At 42.2% G+C, this 19,097-nt stretch carries 14 protein-coding genes; 10 read left to right on the top strand and 4 right to left on the bottom strand.

Translation table 11 applies throughout. The features are described 5' to 3' along the window. Positions 1-48: 48 nt before the first annotated feature. The 3 genes from QZ407_RS00595 to yiaA form a co-directional block, all read right to left on the bottom strand. Positions 49-219: an Arc family DNA binding domain-containing protein gene (locus tag QZ407_RS00595; RefSeq protein ID WP_295767121.1), complete on the bottom strand. Its 171-nt coding sequence runs from the start codon at positions 217-219 to the stop codon at positions 49-51. A 102-nt stretch (positions 220-321) separates the two neighbouring features. Next, entirely contained in the window at positions 322-1,176 is an 855-nt protein-coding gene (locus QZ407_RS00600; protein WP_295767122.1) for an SPFH domain-containing protein, read from the bottom strand. 128 nt (positions 1,177-1,304) lie between these two features. Beyond that, positions 1,305-1,772 carry an inner membrane protein YiaA gene (gene yiaA, locus QZ407_RS00605; protein WP_295767123.1) on the bottom strand — a complete coding sequence of 156 codons (468 nt, stop codon included), beginning with the start codon at positions 1,770-1,772 and terminating at the stop codon, positions 1,305-1,307. A gap of 130 nt (positions 1,773-1,902) precedes the next feature. Between yiaA and QZ407_RS00610 the strand changes: the two genes are divergently transcribed. Continuing rightward, on the top strand, positions 1,903-3,390 hold the full coding sequence (locus QZ407_RS00610; protein WP_295767124.1) for a hypothetical protein: 1,488 nt from the start codon (positions 1,903-1,905) through the stop codon (positions 3,388-3,390). A 155-nt stretch (positions 3,391-3,545) separates the two neighbouring features. Here QZ407_RS00610 and QZ407_RS00615 read toward each other — a convergent pair whose 3' ends face one another. Further along, positions 3,546-4,277, bottom strand: a complete 732-nt coding sequence (locus QZ407_RS00615; protein WP_295767125.1) for a GntR family transcriptional regulator — start codon at positions 4,275-4,277, stop codon at positions 3,546-3,548. A gap of 247 nt (positions 4,278-4,524) precedes the next feature. Between QZ407_RS00615 and QZ407_RS00620 the strand changes: the two genes are divergently transcribed. The 9 genes from QZ407_RS00620 to QZ407_RS17540 all read left to right on the top strand — a co-directional run bounded on the left by QZ407_RS00620 (position 4,525) and on the right by QZ407_RS17540 (position 19,066). Beyond that, positions 4,525-6,336, top strand: coding sequence for a class I mannose-6-phosphate isomerase (locus QZ407_RS00620; protein ID WP_295767126.1), 1,812 nt, complete (start codon positions 4,525-4,527; stop codon positions 6,334-6,336). Positions 6,337-6,414: 78 nt separating this feature from the next. Continuing rightward, the gene (locus tag QZ407_RS00625) at positions 6,415-9,588 is read left to right on the top strand and encodes a TonB-dependent receptor (RefSeq protein ID WP_295767127.1); all 3,174 of its coding nucleotides are present in this window, start codon (positions 6,415-6,417) and stop codon (positions 9,586-9,588) included. A 17-nt stretch (positions 9,589-9,605) separates the two neighbouring features. Next, on the top strand, positions 9,606-11,240 hold the full coding sequence (locus QZ407_RS00630; RefSeq protein WP_295767128.1) for a RagB/SusD family nutrient uptake outer membrane protein: 1,635 nt from the start codon (positions 9,606-9,608) through the stop codon (positions 11,238-11,240). Between the two features lie 29 nt (positions 11,241-11,269). Next, on the top strand, positions 11,270-12,397 hold the full coding sequence (locus QZ407_RS00635) for a SusE domain-containing protein (RefSeq protein WP_295767129.1): 1,128 nt from the start codon (positions 11,270-11,272) through the stop codon (positions 12,395-12,397). 79 nt (positions 12,398-12,476) lie between these two features. Further along, entirely contained in the window at positions 12,477-13,691 is a 1,215-nt protein-coding gene (locus QZ407_RS00640) for a glycoside hydrolase family 76 protein (RefSeq protein ID WP_295767130.1), read from the top strand. 37 nt (positions 13,692-13,728) lie between these two features. Beyond that, positions 13,729-16,086, top strand: coding sequence for a GH92 family glycosyl hydrolase (locus QZ407_RS00645; protein WP_295767131.1), 2,358 nt, complete (start codon positions 13,729-13,731; stop codon positions 16,084-16,086). Positions 16,087-16,105: 19 nt separating this feature from the next. Then, positions 16,106-17,302 (top strand): glycoside hydrolase family 76 protein, encoded by a 1,197-nt coding sequence (locus QZ407_RS00650; protein ID WP_295767132.1) that lies wholly within the window; start codon positions 16,106-16,108, stop codon positions 17,300-17,302. Positions 17,303-17,331: 29 nt separating this feature from the next. Continuing rightward, a complete protein-coding gene (locus QZ407_RS00655) occupies positions 17,332-18,738 on the top strand; it encodes a sugar porter family MFS transporter (protein ID WP_295767133.1) in 1,407 nt (468 codons plus the stop codon). Positions 18,739-18,838: 100 nt separating this feature from the next. Continuing rightward, positions 18,839-19,066, top strand: a complete 228-nt coding sequence (locus QZ407_RS17540) for a GntR family transcriptional regulator (RefSeq protein WP_365334403.1) — start codon at positions 18,839-18,841, stop codon at positions 19,064-19,066. The last annotated feature ends 31 nt before the right edge of the window (positions 19,067-19,097 follow it).

Below are 19,097 nucleotides of genomic sequence, written 5' to 3' on the forward strand. Positions count from 1 at the left end.
GGAATGATGTGCAGCTTTTTTATTTAAAAAAATTGTAATAACGTTCCGTTACTTTTCTTCTTTGCCTTTTTTTGAGGTTTTTTTACGTTCGTTAATTGCTTTGTTAAGTAGGTATTCAATCTGTCCGTTTATACTTCTGAACTCATCGTTTGCCCATTCTTCAATCTCCTTGAGCATTTCGGCACTTACCCTTAACGCAAATGATTTTTTTTCAGCCATAATTACTCCATCAAAGGTGTTAGCCTTCGGCCGCTAAAAATTTAATTTTATATTCATCAAGTAAGCTAATTTCTGATTTAAACTCAAATGAGCTTCCACTTATCAATGGTATAGTGTTCCTGTATTTACAACCGGCGATACCGCACGTTCGCCGCAAAGTACAACCAATAAATTGCTTACCATGGCCGCTTTGCGTTCTTCATCAAACTCTACAATGTTTTTTTCAGACAGTCGTGCCAGTGCCATTTCAACCATGCCTACTGCACCTTCAACTATTTGTTTACGTGCCGCAATAATTGCTGATGCTTGTTGCCGTTGCAGCATAGCGTTTGCAATTTCAGGTGCGTAAGCCAGGTGTGAAATGCGTGCTTCAAGTACCTGAATGCCTGCGCGAAATAAACGCTCATTAAGTTCTTTCTCCAGCATCTCGCTTACCTGGTCGGCACCATCTCGCAAGGTAACCTCGGCAGATTCATCTTCCATGTTGTCATATGCAAAGGTGTTAGCCAAATGGCGTACTGCTGCTTCGCTTTGTATATTTACATACTGCACATAGTTTTCAACCGAAAAAACTGCTTTAGCGGTATCGTTAACCTGCCAAACAATTACAGCTGCAATTTCAATAGGGTTTCCCATTTTATCATTAACTTTAAGCTGCTGCCCGTTAAGGTTGTTGGCTTTAAGCGATACTTTCCTTTTTACGGTAAAGGGGTTAACCCAAAAAAAGCCGTCTGCTTTTACGGTTCCTACGTACTTGCCAAATAGTGTGAGTACCTTAGACTCATTTGGATTAATAATAATGAGGCCTGATAATAAAATTAAATCAAAAAGTGCTAAAACAACGCAAGCTACTATGTATTCCTGTATGCCCAGGTATACGCATGTTGCACCTAATGCTAAAAACAGAAGCAGTGCACCATAGCCCGAAAGCGGTTTGATTGATTTTTCGTTTTCCATGTCAACTTGTTATTTATTTTGATATTATAAAGATATCAAAATGTATCTGAAAAATCAAGATGAATTTTACTCAACAGAAAAACCCGCAGGCTTGCAAGGCAATGCACTGCGGGTTGGTAACCGCTACGTTACAGCTCTTTATCAGCTATCAGTTTTGAATCGCGGGTGTTTTTTTGTACAGCAATAGCCGAGAACATACTCAGACAAAAAGCCATAGCGTAAAAACCTTTTTCGCTTTTTGCCAAGTCTGCATTCCAAAGTCCTATGGTTAGTAAAATCATGGCTGCTATAGTGGCAAACCAACTGAGGCCATAGTATAAGTCGGTAACTATAAGTCCTTCGGCCCTGTCTCTAACGCTTTTTTGTACAGAGATTACGGCAAATAGTCCGAATAATAAAATAGTGAAATAGTACCCCTTTTCATTTAATTGCATGCCGGCATTCCATAATCCAATGCAGTAGCCAGCTACCCCGGCCAATAAAGCAAACCATGATGCTCCGGTAAACGCGGCTGTTGGTTTGTAAGGATTTCTAACGCGATCTGCGTATTTACTGCTGCTTGTAATTTCTTCCATTTTGTTTTGTAGCGGTTCCATGATATTGTTTTTTGTTGTTATTATGAAAGCAAAGATGGGCCTGTAGCAATAGCATTAAAAATCAGAATTGTTAAATAACTGACGATATAAATTCAGAATTTTATAGCTTTAGAATGATTGACTACAGCATATGGACTCATTAAACGAGCTTGTTAAAATACTTGATGATACCGACTTTAAACAATTTAAGCAGTATTTGCAGAGTAGAAATAAACGTGATGATGTCAAGAATTTAGAATTACTTAATTTGTTAAAAACTGACGATATAGATAGTTTAAATAGGCTATATAATTGTGATAAAAATAAGGATGCCTACCATGCATTGCGTAAGCGGCTTCAGGAAAATTTGTTGATATTTTTATCTAATAAAACGTTTGAAACCAGTCATTCTGAAAGTCAGAACGCATTGCGCTTATTAGTGGTTGCCCGCTATTTATTGGAAAATGACCTGGTAAAATTAGCTTTTAGGTGCCTTAAAAAAGCGGAAGTAATGGCAGAGCGCGCAGAGCAGTTTAATTTGCTCAATGAAATTTTGTTGCTCAAACTGCAATACGCTCATTTGCCGCAAGCCGGAAATTTTGACCTGATTACCGCACGCTTCACGCAAAATCAATTGTGTATGCAGAGCGAAGCTAATCTAAACGTAGCGTATGCTTACCTGAGGCAGCAATTACACTTCATAAACCAGGAGGGGAGGATTGTAAATCTTACAAGTCTTGTTATAGCAACTATTCGTAAATACAAAATTTCCGTGGCTGATTTAATGACATATAAGTCTGTTTATCAAATTCTTTTCATTGCTAACGAGTACGCAGCCATACAGCAGAACTACCAACTGATTGAAAGATTTGTTAACCGTGTTAACCGCTTTATTGAACTTAGGTCAGCAGAGAATAAGTCTCATACTTACTACCAAATACAGGTCTTATACTACCTGGCGAATTTCCATTTAAGGCAGAAGAATTTTATGAGGAGTATGGGTTATTTAAACGAAATGATGGCTATTATGCAAGGAGGTAAGTATAATCAAGTATTTTTTATGCAGCACCAGTTGTTGTATGCGCTCAATAAGTTTTTTACAGGTTCTGCTGATGACGCGATAGATGTGCTTCAGGCTGCACTTACTGGTAAAAGCAATAACGCCAAACTTGAAGATATGGAAGATCTACGCATTTGCATTGCTATGTTTATGGCCTTAAATGACAATCGTAAAAGCTTAAAGCATTTAAGTATGCTTAACCAAACCGATGCCTGGTATGAAAAGAAAATGGGTATGCTTTGGAGCATCAGAAAGCATTTGATGGAAGTGTTAATTTACGCACAGTTTTCAAACTTTGAACTTGCAGCATCGCGTCTGCAAAGCTTTAGGCGCAGATATAAAAGTTACTTGTTAAAAACGTCAGAGCAGCGGGTGCTTAATTATTTAAAACTTGTTGAGCGTTATTTAGTCAACCCTAATGTAATTGACGACGAGCGATACAAGCGTTCGGTACACGAAATGGCGAATGCAGAACAAAACAACGATATATTTACCCTGAGTTTTATTGGTTGGCTTATAGCAAGATGGGAAAAGAGCAGTACTTATGAAATTGTGCTCAACTTAATAAAAATAAAATAAGCAGTGTTCAAAGCAATGGTTGCTAATCATTTATAGCATAAGCTTATCTACGAGCCTTTAAACGATAATATCCGTATCTGCTTAAATAAAGATTTATGGATTGGTATCTATAAGCAGATACAGATTTGTAAGGCTGTGTTATTGTAGCTTAGTAATTACCTGGTACTTTCAACGGTGTACACAAAACTGCTGGCCTTGTAATAACCCAGGTTATATTCAATTGCCCGCTCACCCGGATCAAAAACATATCTTTTTCTGAAAAGCAGCGGACTTCCCGCCGGCAAACGTAACTTATCGGCTATGTCATCATTAGCGGCAACAGCGCTAATTTCTTCTTTGGATAGGGTAGCTATAATAGAGTGCTCATGTTCAAGCATTTCGTATAGCGGCCGTTTAAAGTCTTCTTCACCTGTTAAGCCTACCCTTGGGTGAAAGTACGACACAAAGTATACAAAAGGCTCGTCGGGCCGGCCGCGCACCCGCTCAAGTTTAAGCACTTTGCGATCGGGTTTTATCTCAAAAAATGCTGCCAGTTCTTCATCCGGAGTTACCCACGTAACATGTAATTCAAAGTTCTTAATAGGAATACCGCGCAGCTTCATCTCCTGCGAAAACGAAAGCCAGTTGTTTGACTTCGAACTTACCACATTTTGAGCTACTCTTGTTCCTGAGCGTTTTTTACGAACCAGTAATCCCTCAAAAACAAGCTTATTTATTGATTGCCTGAGTGTTGTACGCGAAATAGCAAGCTTTTTTGCAAGCTCAACCTCATTAGGTAGTACTTTTCCGTTTCTGTAATCTTCTTCTTGTATCAGCTGCCTAAGGAGGGTTTCGGCCTGTGCATGTAATGGAATCGGACTTTTATGATCTATGCTATACTTTCTCATTGTGTACTAAGTACAATAATAAGGCTTTTATTTAAAACTTTAAATGTATGTACATATATCCTGTACGCACATTTCAACTTCTTCAACATCAGTATAAAAATAAATCAAAAAAAATTTGCAATCAGTAAATTATAGTTATGTTTGTACATATAAACAATAAACCGATTGTCAGCTTTTGCTGAATTCCTCTAATATAACTAAGCATGCTTCGGCTTTGCTTATTATTATGTACATACATTATAACATTATGAACGAATCTACTCTTGTTCAAACGCTGCCGGGCAGCAATACTGCCGATGCCAGAAAAACTACGCAATACTTGATGCCTCAGCGCATTGATACGTCAGTTTCAAAGTCGGCCAGGTACAATATTTATCCAGCTTGCTCGCTTCAGACTGGTAGTATACAAAATGGATATGAAGGTTTGGCCGAATGGATTGCCGGACAAAAAACGGTAATTATCGATGGTTATGTAGGCGTGTTTTGGAAGCAAATTCAAGCAGCATTGCAAAGTTGCTTACAAAATAAAGGGCTCAAAGTAAACTGGGTCGACGCCGCAACGCTTTTAAAGCCGGCATCAGTAATTGACGAGATGGTTGCTCCGTTCATGGGCACTTATGAGTCTGTTTGGGGTACGCGCTGTACCTTAACACTGGCAGACTACTTTGATCAATCAGCTGCAGAGATGCATTCGCCAGACGCCAAAGCCGACATCAACATTATCATTGGTACAGGCGCTGCTTTAGCGGGGTGGGATGGTGCATTGGTATATTTTGATTTACCAAAGAACGAATTACAGTTCAGAATGCGCGCTGAGTCTATCACCAACTTAGGCAGTGAGCGCACCTATGAACCGTTTTACATGTACAAGCGGTTTTACTTTGTTGACTGGGTATTACTTAACGAGCATAAAAAAAATATACTGAACAAAATAGATGTAATAGCCGACGGACAATGGCCTGATAGCGTTAACTGGATGGCAGGCGACACACTAAGAATTGGCTTGAGTACTTTAACCACCATGCCTCTACGCGTGCGCCCCTGGTTTGAACCTGGTGCATGGGGAGGACAATGGATTAAATCAAATATTGAAGGCGTTAACCCCGATGCAGTGAATTATGCATGGTCATTTGAACTGATTGTACCCGAAAACGGGCTGGTGTTTGAAAGTGACGGTTGGTTGCTTGAGGTGTCGTTTGATATGTTGATGTTTCAAAATGGCAAAGATGTACTTGGCAGCCACGCTGAGGTTTTTGGCGATGAGTTCCCGATACGTTTTGACTTCTTAGATACTGTTAAAGGCGGTAACTTATCAATTCAGTGCCATCCATCCCTTAAATATATTCGGGAAAACTTTGGTGAGCGTATTACCCAGGATGAAACTTACTATATTTTAGATTGCGATCCTGACGCACAGGTTTATCTTGGCTTCCAAGATTCAATAAACCCGGAGGAGTTTAAGTCGGCATTGGAAAGCAGCCAGGCTGAAAGCAAGCCGCTGGATATGGAAAGCTATGTACAGGTACACTCTGCGCAAAAGCACGACCTGTTTTTAATTCCAAATGGAACCGTACACAGCGCAGGTGCCGGCAATTTGGTGCTTGAGATTAGCGCTACACCCTACATCTTCACTTTTAAAATGTATGATTGGCTTCGCCTTGACTTAGAAGGCAATCCAAGGCCTATCAACATTAATCATGCCTTTAATAACCTTGATTTCACTCGTAAAGGGCAACGCGTGCAGGAGGAACTGATTTCAAAGCCTGCCGTATTAAGCCAAACTGATGATGTAAGGGTTATTCATCTGCCTACACATTCTCAACACTTCTATGACGTGCACCGGCTGGAATTTGCCAACGAAGCTTATGTTGAATTAAACGGTGGTTGCCACGTGCTGATGGTAGTAGAAGGGGAGAGCGTAACCGTTAAAACACCTGGGAGCGCAGACCAAACGTTTGCTTACGCCGAAACCTTTGTTGTGCCGGCCGCAGCAGGTAGCTACACTTTAACCAATTCAGGTAGCACACCGCTAAAAGTTATTAAAGCCTTCTTAAAGTAAGCAGTCAAAGATCTTCATACATGTGTGAGGCATGTATAAGGCTGCCAAAGCAAATAAAACCATCAATTATTTAACCATATGAGATCTAAACAACTACTAAGTCCTTTGACGCTTCCTTCGGGCCGGCGTTACTCCAGGATTGGGTTGATGCTCCTTTTGGCCTGCTGCAGTGCAGCACAAGCCGAGGCAACGGCCAACCCAACCATTTCAAGTACAACGGTCAGGAAGAGTGCCGATGTAATTATCACCGGGCAGGTAAAAGATGAGCAGGGCTTGCCTTTACCGGGTGTTACCGTTAAGCTTCAAAATTCACAACTTGGTACGCTTACCGATGTAAACGGCAATTACAAGTTAACGGTTCCCGAGGGGGAGGCTAACAAGGTATTGGTGTTTTCGTTTATTGGTTTTACATCACAAACTGTAACCATAGGCCAGCAAACCCAAATTAACATATCGTTAAAACCCGATACGTCAAAGTCGCTCAACGAAGTAGTAGTTGTAGGTTACGGTACACAGCGCAGGGCAACTATCAATAGTTCTATAGGCGTAGTTGCAGCCCGTGATATTAATGAAAAACCGGTACTAAATGCTGTTCAGGCCTTACAGGGCGAATCGCCCAACCTGGTTATTCAGCAAAGTACTTTAGATCCGGGTGCTACACCACTTATTAATATCCGGGGTGTATCTACAACGGGTAATAATGATCCGCTTTTAGTTATTGATGGTATTGTTTCTCAGTCAATTGGAGATTTGAGCTTGCTTAATCCAAATGATATTGCGAGTGTAACTGTACTAAAAGATGCAGGCGCGGCAGCCATCTATGGTTCACGCGGTGCAAATGGTGTATTGTTGGTAACTACAAAAAGCGGTAAGCCTAATCAAAAAGCAACGGTTAATTACAACGGTAATTACGGTTGGCAAAAGCCAAACATATTAGTCAGGAAAGTAAATGCAGCCGATAATGCATATTACAAAAATGAGTCGTTGGTAAATTCAGGGTTGCCTCCGTCATTTACCCCAGCCCAAATACAGGAGCTTGCCGCACAAGGTAACGGTACGTGGGATGTTGATCATTTATTATACAATGCACCCCAACTGTCGCAAAACTTAAGTGTTAGCGGTGGCGGTGCAAGTAACACCTACTTTATATCTGCAGGTTATTTAAACCAACTGAGCAACTTTATTGGCAACGGTGGCAGCGGCAGTAAGTTTGGTTATCAAAAATATAACTTAAGAGTAAATCAATCAGTAACTGTTGGTCGCTTCAAGCTGTCAGGTATACTTGAGTATACCAAGTCGCGCAACAAAACCAACAGTGTAGGCAATAACAACGTTTTTGCTGATGCCAACAGGGTACCGTACAATTACAGTTGGCAAGATGAAAACGGAAACTACCTGACTAACCCAATCGCTTCCCAATACAATGAGTATGGTGTATTAGAAAAAGGTGGCTTTAACCAGGCTGATAATGACCGTATATTCGGTAACCTTACCGGTATACTTAATATTACCAAAGAGTTGAACATTACTGGTGTATTTGGCGGTACCATACAAAATAACGGTAACTTATTCAGAAGAACGCAGGTTAATTATTTACCGGCCGGTGTTTACGGTAACGACTTAACCACCTTTGATAATAATTCAAAGTCACATGCCTTTAACACGCAGGTGTATTTGAACTATATCAAATCATTCAAACAACATAACTTAAATGCTACGTTAGGTGTATCAAGCGAGATTACCAATCAGCGTGGATTCCAGCTGCAAAAAACATTAACAGATCCTGTGTTTGGTAACGCCACTACCGGAACGTTGATTGATGCTACAAATTCATACAACAGTATTGGTGTGCAGGCTAACAGCTTACAATCGGCCTTCGGGCGCTTTAGCTACGATTATAAGCAACGCTACTTCCTCGATTTTGTATTCCGAAATGATGTTTCATCAAAGTTTGCTAAAGGTGAGCGCAGCGGCTTTTTCCCGTCAGTGAATGCAGGTTACCTTATATCTGACGAAAGCTTTATGGAGCCGTTGAAAAACACGCTGAACAGTTTAAAACTACGGGCCACTTATGGTATTGTAGGTAATAATCAAACAGCAGGTAATTATACTTACCTTACTACTTACTTCAACTACCCCGGAGCTTACGGATACAATGGTGTAATTCAAGGCGGTGCAGGTACCAACCTCTCAAACCCATTACTAACCTGGGAAGAGGCGGCCACCTTAAACTTCGGCTTTGATTTTGGTTTGTTTAATAATAAACTTACTGGTTCATTTGATTATTTCGATAAAACCACTAGAAAAATTCAGCAAAACCCGTTAGACGTACCAAGTGTTTTTGGTGCTACGCCACCTACGGCCAACGTTGCTAAAGTGCAAAACAGGGGATGGGAGGCGCAATTAACCTACACATGGAAAACTCCGAAAGTAACGCAAAGCTTCAGTGCAAATATTGGCAATACCCAAAATAAGCTGCTTGAACTTACCGGGAATACCCAGCAAATTATTTATAACCAAGATGTATATCAGTTACTGCGCAAAGTAGGTCAGCCGCTTACACAATATTACGGCTATGAAACCGATGGTTATTTTCAAAACCAAGCCGATGTAAACACTTCACCCAAACCGGCTGGTGCCATAGTAGGGCCAGGTGATCTTAAGTTCAAAGATTTAAACGGCGACGGCAAAATTGATGATAATGATAAAAAAGTAATAGGCAATCCTTTCCCGCATTATACTTTCGGTTTCACATATCGCCTTGCAGTGGGCGGGTTTGATTTAACGCTTTTTGTACAGGGAGTTGGCCAGCGCGATGCGTTTTTGCGCGGCGAACTTGTTGAGCCGTATCATTACAACTACGGTGCAACACTGTATGAGCACATGACCAACTACTGGACGCCTAGTAACCCCGATGCACGTTATCCAAGACTGGCCAGCATAGGTTCGCCATCTAATACTAACAACTGGCGCAATGGCTCCGATGTTTACCGTTACAATGCGGCTTATGCAAGGCTTAAAAACGTCAACATCGGATACACCTTACCCAGCGCACTTACACGTAAAGCAGGCATGCAACGTGTAAGAGTTTCAGCAATAGGGCAAAACTTGTTAACGCTTAGCAAACTTCGGTTTATCGATCCCGAAACTACCGAGTTCGGTAATAGCGTAAGCCCTAATACAAGCTCTAATAGTGCACGCAACTACTTACTGCCCATCTTCATCGGTGCCGGCCTTGATATTACCTTTTAACCAGTTAAAAAAGGATTATGAAACACATTACTAAATATTTAGCAATAACGGCATTGATTGTTGTGAGCAGCTGTCGTAAACTCGACTTAGCACCAACAGATGCCTACTCCATACTTAATTTTTGGACGGCAGATGCCAACGTATATAATGCGCTGAACAATAACTACAGCTTAATGTACAACAGCGGCTTATATTTTGGTGCCGAAGGATTATCTGATAATGCCTACTCTCAAAACAATAACGACCTCATACAAATAGCAAGTGGTAACGCTAATTCGCTTACTCCAAAATTTGCCGGAGATTGGGCTTACTACTACAGCACAATTAAATCATGCAACCAATTCCTTGAAAACGTTGATAGAAATACAACACTTGGCACCGCAACCTTAAACAGGTTAAAGTCTGAAGTAAGATTCATCCGTGCATTTGAGCATTTTAACCTAACTAAATGGTATGGTGACGTGCCCTTGGTTACTAAAGACCTAACGCAGGATGAAGCAAAGGTAATCGCTAAAACTCCACGTGCCGAGGTAGTGAATTTTGTGATCAATGAGTTAAAAGATATTGTAGCTTCATTACCATCAAAAGATCAGCTGTCACCTGCCGAAAACGGCCGCATTACCAAAGGTGCTGCATTAGCCTTGCAAGCACGCGTATTATTGTACCAGGGTAACCGCATGGCCGAGGTAGTAACCGTTTGCGAAGCATTGATGAATAACAGCAGTGTTAACGGCACTTACTCATTAGCATCTAATTACAGTAATTTATTCAGCGACCCATCGGTAAATCGCAATAATCCTGAAACTATATTGTCTTTACAATATGTGCCTGCCACTACCCGTACCTGGACGGATTTTTGGGATTTTGCCCCTAACAGCGTAGGTGGACGTGTAAGCGCCCTTGCTCCAACCCAGGAACTGGTGGATGATTATATTATGCTTAACGGTAAAGGAATTACCGAATCTGGTTCAGGATATGATGAGAACAACCCTTATGTTAACCGCGATCCACGCTTAACAGCAACCGTTGTTTATGACAGATATAACTGGAACAATGGCGGAGGTGTTAACGGTACCAGCAAAATCATTTATATCCGTCCGGGCAGTGATCCAACCCGTCCTGGGCCCGATGAATATTCATCAGGCAGGCAAAGTTCATCACCAACAGCTTACTACTGGCGTAAATACTTTGACCCATCAGCTCTTGCAAACTTCACATCGGGCAATAACCTTCACCTTTTCAGGTACGCAGAGATATTGCTTACCTACGCCGAGGCAAAAAATAGTTTAGGACAAATGGATGCCACTGTTTGGAACCGTACTATAGGAGCGCTGCGTACCCGCGCAGGCTTTTCAGATGCGGCAGCTTTAAGTTACCCAGGTGGTGATTTAACTAACGTTATCAGACGTGAGCGCCGCGCCGAACTGGCTATGGAAGGTATTCGTATTGACGATATCAGACGTTGGAGAATAGCCGAAACAGTACTAAACAGGTACGTACATGGTGCACGCTTTTCGGGCGATCCGACTACCGATAATGGTTACATCCGCGTTCAGTTAAGACGTTTCAACCCCAACCGCGATTACTTATGGGCTATACCAAGCGGCGACCAAACGCTGAACGCTAACCTTACTCAAAATCCTGGCTATTAATAACCAAACCAATTAAACCAATTATCCAGATGAAAACCTCTGTTATAAACATTGCCTTAGGTGTGCTTGCACTTTTTACAGCTAGTTCATGTAAGAAGGACACTCGCCAATTAAATAGTGATATTACTGCTGTGAGTACGCTTTCTGCACCGGTGAATTCCGCTTCTTTAAACCTGCAACCGGGTGGTAGCAGCGTAGTATTTAAATGGAACGCAGCATCGGCCTCTGAGGGTGGTGTTATATTATATGAAGTTGCTTTTGATAAAGCCGATGGTAACTTCAGCAAACCAGCGTACCGCGTTTTAGCCGATGGAACAGGCGTTCAGCAGCAGGCTACTATTCCGCAAGATACGTTGAACAAAATTGCTTCACTGGCGGGCATAGCTTCATCAAGCACTGGCACGCTTAAGTGGACGGTGAGGGCATCAAAGGCTGCTAACGTCCAAACCGGCAGTGCCGTAAATACATTGCAGATAACCCGCCCGGCTGGTTTTGCAGTTGCACCAAGCACTTTGTTCCTTACAGGCTCTGCTACTGAGGCAGGCGCAGCTGATGTTACTAAAGCAATAGCATTTAAACAAACTTCGCCAGGCGTGTTTGAACTCTACACATCGTTACAGCCGGGTACGTATCAGTTTACTGATAAAGCAACTACTGCAGGCACAAAGTATTATTTAAACGGCAGCGGCACAATTCAGCAAGGCGAACAAACAACCGCCGTTAGTGCTACAACAAGCGCATATCGTATAAGGCTTAACTTTAACGTGGCTACAAGCAATGTTATTGGCATACAGTCGGTTGGTTTATTTATGTCGGCATATAATACTGAGATAGGCCAGCTTACCTATTCAGGTAACAGTACCTGGAGCAATGCACGTATCCCCGTTACTTTCTACCAGTTTTCATGGGGACGTGATGAACGTTATAAGTTCATATTACATACCTCGGCAGGAGCAGAGTACATGGGGAGTGTAAACAGAGATAACGTAGCTCCTGCAGGGCAACCCGCAAGTTATTTTAACCTTGCTCCGGTTACTAATGATCAATGGAACAACACCTATAAGTTTGATCCATCTATTGATACGCATAACGCCAAAGTAGATGTTTATTTCAAAGCCAATGCCGCTTATTCACATACCGCAACAGCCGTAAACTAACCAATAAGTAAATTAAAACGAAACGGGTAACGTGAGTGGTGTAATTACTACCGCGTTACCCTCATTTACCTGATAAACCATGAGAAAGCAGTATTACAACCTGATTATTGTACTTGGCGTTTTGTTTGCCTCGTGCGGTAAATCAAAAACCACACCTGATAGTGAAAATAACGGTGGTAACAACGGAGGAGGGGGTGATGGTGGAAACCCGGTAACTGAATCTGTATACCTCACTAATGCTAAAGCCACGCAAGCCTTTATCAATTCGGGCTATGGTACTCCTTTTGGCAGTTACAAGGTAAATACAACTACGAATACCACAAGCGCCTTTGAGTGGTATGTAGCAAGCCATATTTATGCTGATGCTGCTATGGTGGCTAACGGGCAGGCAGGCTCCATGACCTCCATGAACAACACCTTTAACTGGCTAAAAAAGCTTGAGGATAAGTCAAACGCCAACGGAGGTTACTTTGCTTATGCCAATTTAGACGGAACAGGAGCCAGTGGCGTTAAGTACACTGATGATAATGCGCTTACTGGTATGGCTTATTTAGATGCCTATGATGTAACCACCGGTACGGTTAAAAGTGATTACCTGGCAGCGGCACAATCTTGTGCCAAATGGTTAATTAACAGCGGTCAATGGGATAATACCTTCAACGGTGGCTTTTGGTGGACTACCGAAAAAACTGTAAAGCCCACCCAGTCAAACGGACTTGCCATGCAGCTGTTTGCAAGGCTTTATAAAATAACCGGCACTACGCAGTATAAAGACTGGGCTGTTTTAGTAAACGACTGGCTTAACAGCCAATTATATGATAGCAACTCGGGCTTATACATTTGGCAGATAGAAAAAAACGGCTCTAAAAATAATGTGAAGTTTACCTATGATAACGCCATTATGGTTGAAGCGCAGTTGCTATATGCCGATGCCATGGGCGATAATACCTACAAAACCAAAGCCCAGGCATTAGGTAACGCCATGATAAGGGGCTTATGGGATAAAAGCTACAATGTTTTTATTTTCAACACCAATGATTTACGTGTAAACGGCTGTTACAGCGGCTGGGCTACGCAAGCCATGATAAAGCTTTACGAGTTGGACCAGAACAGTAACTGGCTGGTTTATGCCAAAGCAAACGTAGATGCTATTAACGTAATACTAAAAAATCCTGCTTTGAACGGGTACTATCAGTACGCAGGTTTAAACGGCGCCGGCAGATATAGCAACCTGGAAGGTGTAGACCAGGCCTGGATGCAACGTGTGCAGGTGATGTTGTCAAAATACCGTTAATAATATCAGGCGTTTCTAAAATTTTCTATCCTTTTTTATGAAAAAAATACTCTTTTTACAAACAGCGCTGGCTTTAGCCACTCTCACTATAGGCCAAGCCATAGCGCAGGATGTATTACAATATGTTAACCCCGGAATAGGAACAGCACATAGTCGCTGGTTTTTCTTTACACCGGCAGCTGTGCCGGGCGGAATGGCCAAACTTGCACCATCAACCAACGGTAGTTATGGCAATGCGCAGGGTTGGGAAGCTGTTGGTTACGATGTAAGGCATAACTCAATTGAAGGTTTTGTCCATTTTCATGAATGGCAGGTTGGGGGTGTGAGCTTTATGCCTACCACCGGCGAACTTAAAGTTGTGCCTGGCCAGCTTGACAAACCTTCAAGCGGTTACCGTTCAGTATTTGACCGTAAAAATGAAGTAGCACAGCCTGGATATTACAAAGTAAAGCTTGACGATTATCAAATCACCGCCGAGCTTACTGCAACCAAACGTGTAGGCTTTCACCGTTACACGTTTCCCAAATCAACCAATGCGCATATAGTTTTAGATATTGGCCGTAAACAGGGAGAAAGCGGCGAGGCAACGGATGCAGAGATACACATGATTGATGCTACACACTTTTCGGGTTATGTATACACGTACCCAAAATATGTGGCAAGCTATGACCCCGGCGGCAAAGTAGCCATGTTTATTTATGGCGAGCTTGGCAAAAAGCCGTCATCGGTAACGGCCTTCACCAAGGCAGGTACCAAGCCGGGGCAAAAAGCAGCCAAGGGCGTTGGTGCAGGCCTGGCCTTAAATTATAAAACAGTAGCAGGCGAAAAAATTGAAGTAAAAGTAGGGCTAAGCTACACTTCAGTGGCAAACGCAAAGGCTAACTTTATAGCTGAGGCGGCAAAGCTAAAATTTGACAGCGCCTTGGAATTAGCTAAAAAAACCTGGAGACAGGAATTAAACAAGCTACAGGTTGAAAGTAATATTGAAGCCGATAAAATAAAGTTTTATACAGGCCTTTATCATGCTTTACTTGGCCGTGGCTTAGCCAGCGATGTTAATGGAGCTTATCCAAAACATCGTGCAACTATTGGTCAACTGTCGGCTCAGGAAAAAAAGCATGGTTTCATTAATACTGATGCCATATGGGGTGGCTACTGGAACCTTACTCAGTTATGGTCATTAGCTTATCCGGAATGGTATGAGCGGTTTGTAAATACACAACTTAGGCTATACAAAGATAAAGGCTGGTTTGGTGATGGTATTGCCAATAGCGAGTACGCATCGGGCGTAGGAACCAACTTTGTAGGGTTAGCCATTGCAGCTGCATACCAGGTGGGTATACGTAGTTTTGATACCAAGTTGGCTTATGAGGCTGTAAAAAACAACGAGTTGGGTTGGAGAAACCGCTTAGTAGGCTCAGGAAAAATGGATACCAGGGCATTTTTGAAATATGGGTATGTGCCGCATCTTGATGGTGACGGCAGTAATTTTGTGACCGATTCAACAGGGTCAAATTTTTCTGCATCGCACACGCTTGAATACAGCTACAGCGCTTTTGCTGCAGCCCAAATGGCAAAAGCACTGGGTAAAACCAGCGATTACAAGCAACTTATTAATTACGCTGAAGGGTGGGATAAGTTATTCAATTCAGCAAGTAAGCTTATTCAGCCTAAAACTGCCGAAGGTAAATTTATAGAGCGCTTTGATCCGATGCAGCCTTGGAGAGGATTTCAGGAAGGGAATGCTACGCAGTATACCTTTTTTGTGCCTCATAACCCTAAGGCCTTAATAAACGCCGTAGGCGATTCGACCTTCAATTCGCGCTTGAATACCATATTTGAAGCGTCAGAAAAGAATGGCTTTGGTGGTGGTAAAACCATTGACGCTTTTGCCGGGGTGAACGCATTGTATAACCAGGGTAACCAACCTAACCTGCACATCGGCTGGTTATTTAATTTCTCGGGCAAGCCGTGGCTTACGCAAAAATGGATACACAGTATTTGTAACGAATTTTACGGTACCGAGTCAATTCACGGTTATGGCTATGGGCAGGATGAAGATCAGGGACAACTTGGCTCGTGGTATGTGCTATCGTCACTAGGTTTGTTTGACGTAAAAGGCTTTACCGATCAGCGTCCCATCATTCAATTCGGCAGCCCTATATTTAATACTGCACGCATAAGCCTGTTGGCCGGTAAAACGTTACAAATTGAAACCCGCAACAACGCAAAAGACAACGTTTATGTACAAAGCCTCACCTTTAACGGTAAGCCTGTCGAAAATTGCTGGATGTACCGCGATGAACTGATGAAGGGTGGCAAGTTGGTGTTTGTTATGGGTAAACAACCCAACCAAAAGTGGGGAACCAAAACACCTCCACCATCAATACAATAGCACCAAATTATAACGCGTTATGCTGAAATTGAAATTATTGACGGTTGCTGTATTTTGCTGCGCTGCAGTGCATGTATCTGCTCAATCTAAAGATGATAAGGCTCAAAATTACTTGCAAAGGGCTGAGAACATTTACGATTTGGTTTGGAAACGGTACCGTGTACCGGCACAACCGGGTTTGTTTAAGGAGAATTATCCTGATAACAAAAAGGATTCACTGAGTTACATGCAGGGCGGCGGCGTAGCCGAAAAGCAGGTTAGCTTTTTATGGCCTTTTTCAGGTGTGTTTTCGGCAACAAATGCCCTCATGCATCTTTCCAATTCTTATAAGCTTAAGTACAAGCAATATCAGGATACGCTGGTGCACGGAATTGAGTTATATGCCGATTCGAAGCGGCAACCATTAGGTTACCAAGCTTATCCTGTAAAATTTGAAAAAGCCGACAGGTATTACGATGATAACGGTTTGGTGGGTATCGACTACATGGAATCTTACTTTGTAACACGCAATCCTTTGTACTTAAAACGTGCCAAACAGGTGTTTAAGTTTATTGAGAGTGGTTGGAATAATGATGCAGGTGGGGGAGTTACCTGGCTGGAAGGTCATAAAGACCAAAAACCGGCATGCAGCAACGGAATGGCTACACTGACGGCGCTAAAAATTTATCAGGGAAGTAAGGACAAAGCTTACCTGGAAGCAGGCAAACGGTATTATACTTGGATGTATAAAACCCTTAAAGATACCAACGGCGTTATAGCTAACGATATAAAAACAGGTAGCAATAAGTTAAATCATGTTTACTGGACCTACAACACAGGGTCGTTAATTGAGGCAGCCGTTCTACTGTACCAATTTACTAATGATAAGCAGTATTTGCGTGAGGCCCAGCAAATGGCAGCAGACAGTTACAAGTACTTTTCGAGCAAATCTCGTAATAAAAATTTGCCTATAGCTATTGATTTACCCTGGTTTGTTACGGTACTATTCAGAGGTTATGCGGCACTTTATAACGTTGACGGTAATTATTCCTACATCAAAGCCGTTGAAGATGCTTTGAATTACGCGTGGACCAATTCGCGTGATGAATACGGATTTATTACCCACACCTGGTTGCCCGATGCCGAGGGTTTAAAGAAGCCTAAATGGCTGCTTGATGAAGCATGCATAGCCGAATTATATACCCGTTTAAGCCAGTTACAGAGCAATAAAAAGTAACCTGCTTAATAGCCAATTACATAGTTTTTATGATGAAGAATAAAAGTATAAGCCTTATTGCTATCACCATAGTTGCCTCTTTAGGAGGGTTTTTATTTGGTTTTGATATGGCTGTTATATCGGGCGTGCTGCCTTTTGTTAAAACTCAATTTTCACTCACTGCTGTGCAGGAAGGTTGGTTTGTATCATCAGCATTAATAGGTTGCATTATAGGCGTTGCCTTATCAGGTGAGCTAAGCGACCGTTTGGGCCGCAGGGTACCTATGTTGCTGTCAGCCGCGTTGTTCCTGCTGTCGGCTGTGGGCTGCGCCTTTATGCCCACGTTAACGCTTATAGTAATTTCGCGCCTTATAGGCGGTATAGGTATTGGTATTGCCAGTAACGTAGTTCCGTTGTACATATCAGAAATAGCTCCGGCAAACATTCGTGGCCGGTTGGTTACCTACTATCAGCTCGCTATAACATTCGGCATATTAGTAGCTTACCTGACTAACGCGGCATTAGTTCATTACGCAGCTACATCTGCTTCGCAACTTATACTTGTAAAGCAAATATGGCGTGCAATGCTTGGTTTGGGTGCTATACCTGCAGTTGCTTTTTTGGGAGGATTGGTTACTGTTCCTGAAAGTCCGAGATGGCTGATGCAAAAAGGCAGAACTAATGAAGCGACAGCAATTTTGCAGGCCATATCACATAACCAGGGTAGTATTAATGACGTTAGTAAAAGTGAAGCTGCGCCACAAGGATCATACAAAGAGTTATTTGCGCCCGGCATGCGGAAAGCCTTACTTATAGGTATACTTTTGCCATTGTTCTCGCAGTTTAGCGGCATAAACGCCATAGTTTACTACGGGCCAAGCATTTTAAGCAGTGCAGGCATATCGCTAAGCAACTCGCTTATTAGTCAGATTATATTTGGTGCTGCAAACATGATTTTTACCCTGTTTGCTATTTGGAAGGTAGATAGCTGGGGCAGGCGGCCTTTATACCTATACGGCACAGCCGGGGCAGCCATTACGCTTATAGCAACCGGCTATTGCTTTTACACAGGTGCTACCAGCAGCGTATGGTTACTGGTATGTGTACTTTCGTTCCTGGCGTTTTTTGCTTTCTCAATAGGCCCGCTAAAGTTTGTAGTTGCATCTGAAATTTTCCCTAATGCTATAAGGGGCCGTGCTTTGGCCATAAGTATTATGACTATGTGGATAGCTGATACCATTGTTGGCCAGCTTACCCCCATACTGTTGAAAGACTTTGGCAGTGCTGGAACATTCTGGTTCTTTGCTTTCTTTTGTGTGGTGGCATTTATAGTTGTTTACAAACTGTTGCCGGAAACCAAAGGTCAATCGCTGGAGCATATTGAAAACTATTGGAAGGCCAAAGGCATGAATGCTCATGACCAGCAAGACTCAGAACCATTTATGCCGGTTCATTAAAAGTATGTGACGGCGGTGTCAGCAAATTACCATTCTTATCAATAAAACTTATAAGCTAGCAACTAACCATTAAATGGAAAACCAACTACCAGTATCCTGGATGCCTAATTTTTTAGCCTGTAAGCCATTGAAACAACAATTGGCTGATGTGTTAATAAGAACAATAAGTGTCCAAAATTTAAATAGCGATTACTATTTGCCAGAAATTGGTAAGTTAAGTACAACGTACAAAGTTTCAAGAGATGTTGTTTTCGAGGCATACCACATTTTACTGGAAACTGGAATTGTACGTTACGATAAAAACAGAAGCAAATTTGTCCTATCTTGATTATGCAACAAAATGAAAATATCCCGAGGTT

This window comes from uncultured Mucilaginibacter sp. (assembly GCF_913773635.1).
Lineage (GTDB): Bacteria > Bacteroidota > Bacteroidia > Sphingobacteriales > Sphingobacteriaceae > Mucilaginibacter.

Coding starts and splice junctions, on each gene's coding strand:
- QZ407_RS00650 (WP_295767132.1), top strand. CDS start 16,106: ATGCTGAAATTGAAATTATTGACGGTTGCTGTATTTTGCTGCGCTGCA.
- QZ407_RS00635 (WP_295767129.1), top strand. CDS start 11,270: ATGAAAACCTCTGTTATAAACATTGCCTTAGGTGTGCTTGCACTTTTT.
- QZ407_RS00595 (WP_295767121.1), bottom strand. CDS start 219: ATGGCTGAAAAAAAATCATTTGCGTTAAGGGTAAGTGCCGAAATGCTC.
- QZ407_RS00625 (WP_295767127.1), top strand. CDS start 6,415: ATGAGATCTAAACAACTACTAAGTCCTTTGACGCTTCCTTCGGGCCGG.
- QZ407_RS00640 (WP_295767130.1), top strand. CDS start 12,477: ATGAGAAAGCAGTATTACAACCTGATTATTGTACTTGGCGTTTTGTTT.
- yiaA (WP_295767123.1), bottom strand. CDS start 1,772: ATGGAACCGCTACAAAACAAAATGGAAGAAATTACAAGCAGCAGTAAA.
- QZ407_RS00615 (WP_295767125.1), bottom strand. CDS start 4,277: ATGAGAAAGTATAGCATAGATCATAAAAGTCCGATTCCATTACATGCA.
- QZ407_RS00655 (WP_295767133.1), top strand. CDS start 17,332: ATGATGAAGAATAAAAGTATAAGCCTTATTGCTATCACCATAGTTGCC.
- QZ407_RS17540 (WP_365334403.1), top strand. CDS start 18,839: ATGCCTAATTTTTTAGCCTGTAAGCCATTGAAACAACAATTGGCTGAT.
- QZ407_RS00645 (WP_295767131.1), top strand. CDS start 13,729: ATGAAAAAAATACTCTTTTTACAAACAGCGCTGGCTTTAGCCACTCTC.
- QZ407_RS00620 (WP_295767126.1), top strand. CDS start 4,525: ATGAACGAATCTACTCTTGTTCAAACGCTGCCGGGCAGCAATACTGCC.
- QZ407_RS00630 (WP_295767128.1), top strand. CDS start 9,606: ATGAAACACATTACTAAATATTTAGCAATAACGGCATTGATTGTTGTG.
- QZ407_RS00610 (WP_295767124.1), top strand. CDS start 1,903: ATGGACTCATTAAACGAGCTTGTTAAAATACTTGATGATACCGACTTT.
- QZ407_RS00600 (WP_295767122.1), bottom strand. CDS start 1,176: ATGGAAAACGAAAAATCAATCAAACCGCTTTCGGGCTATGGTGCACTG.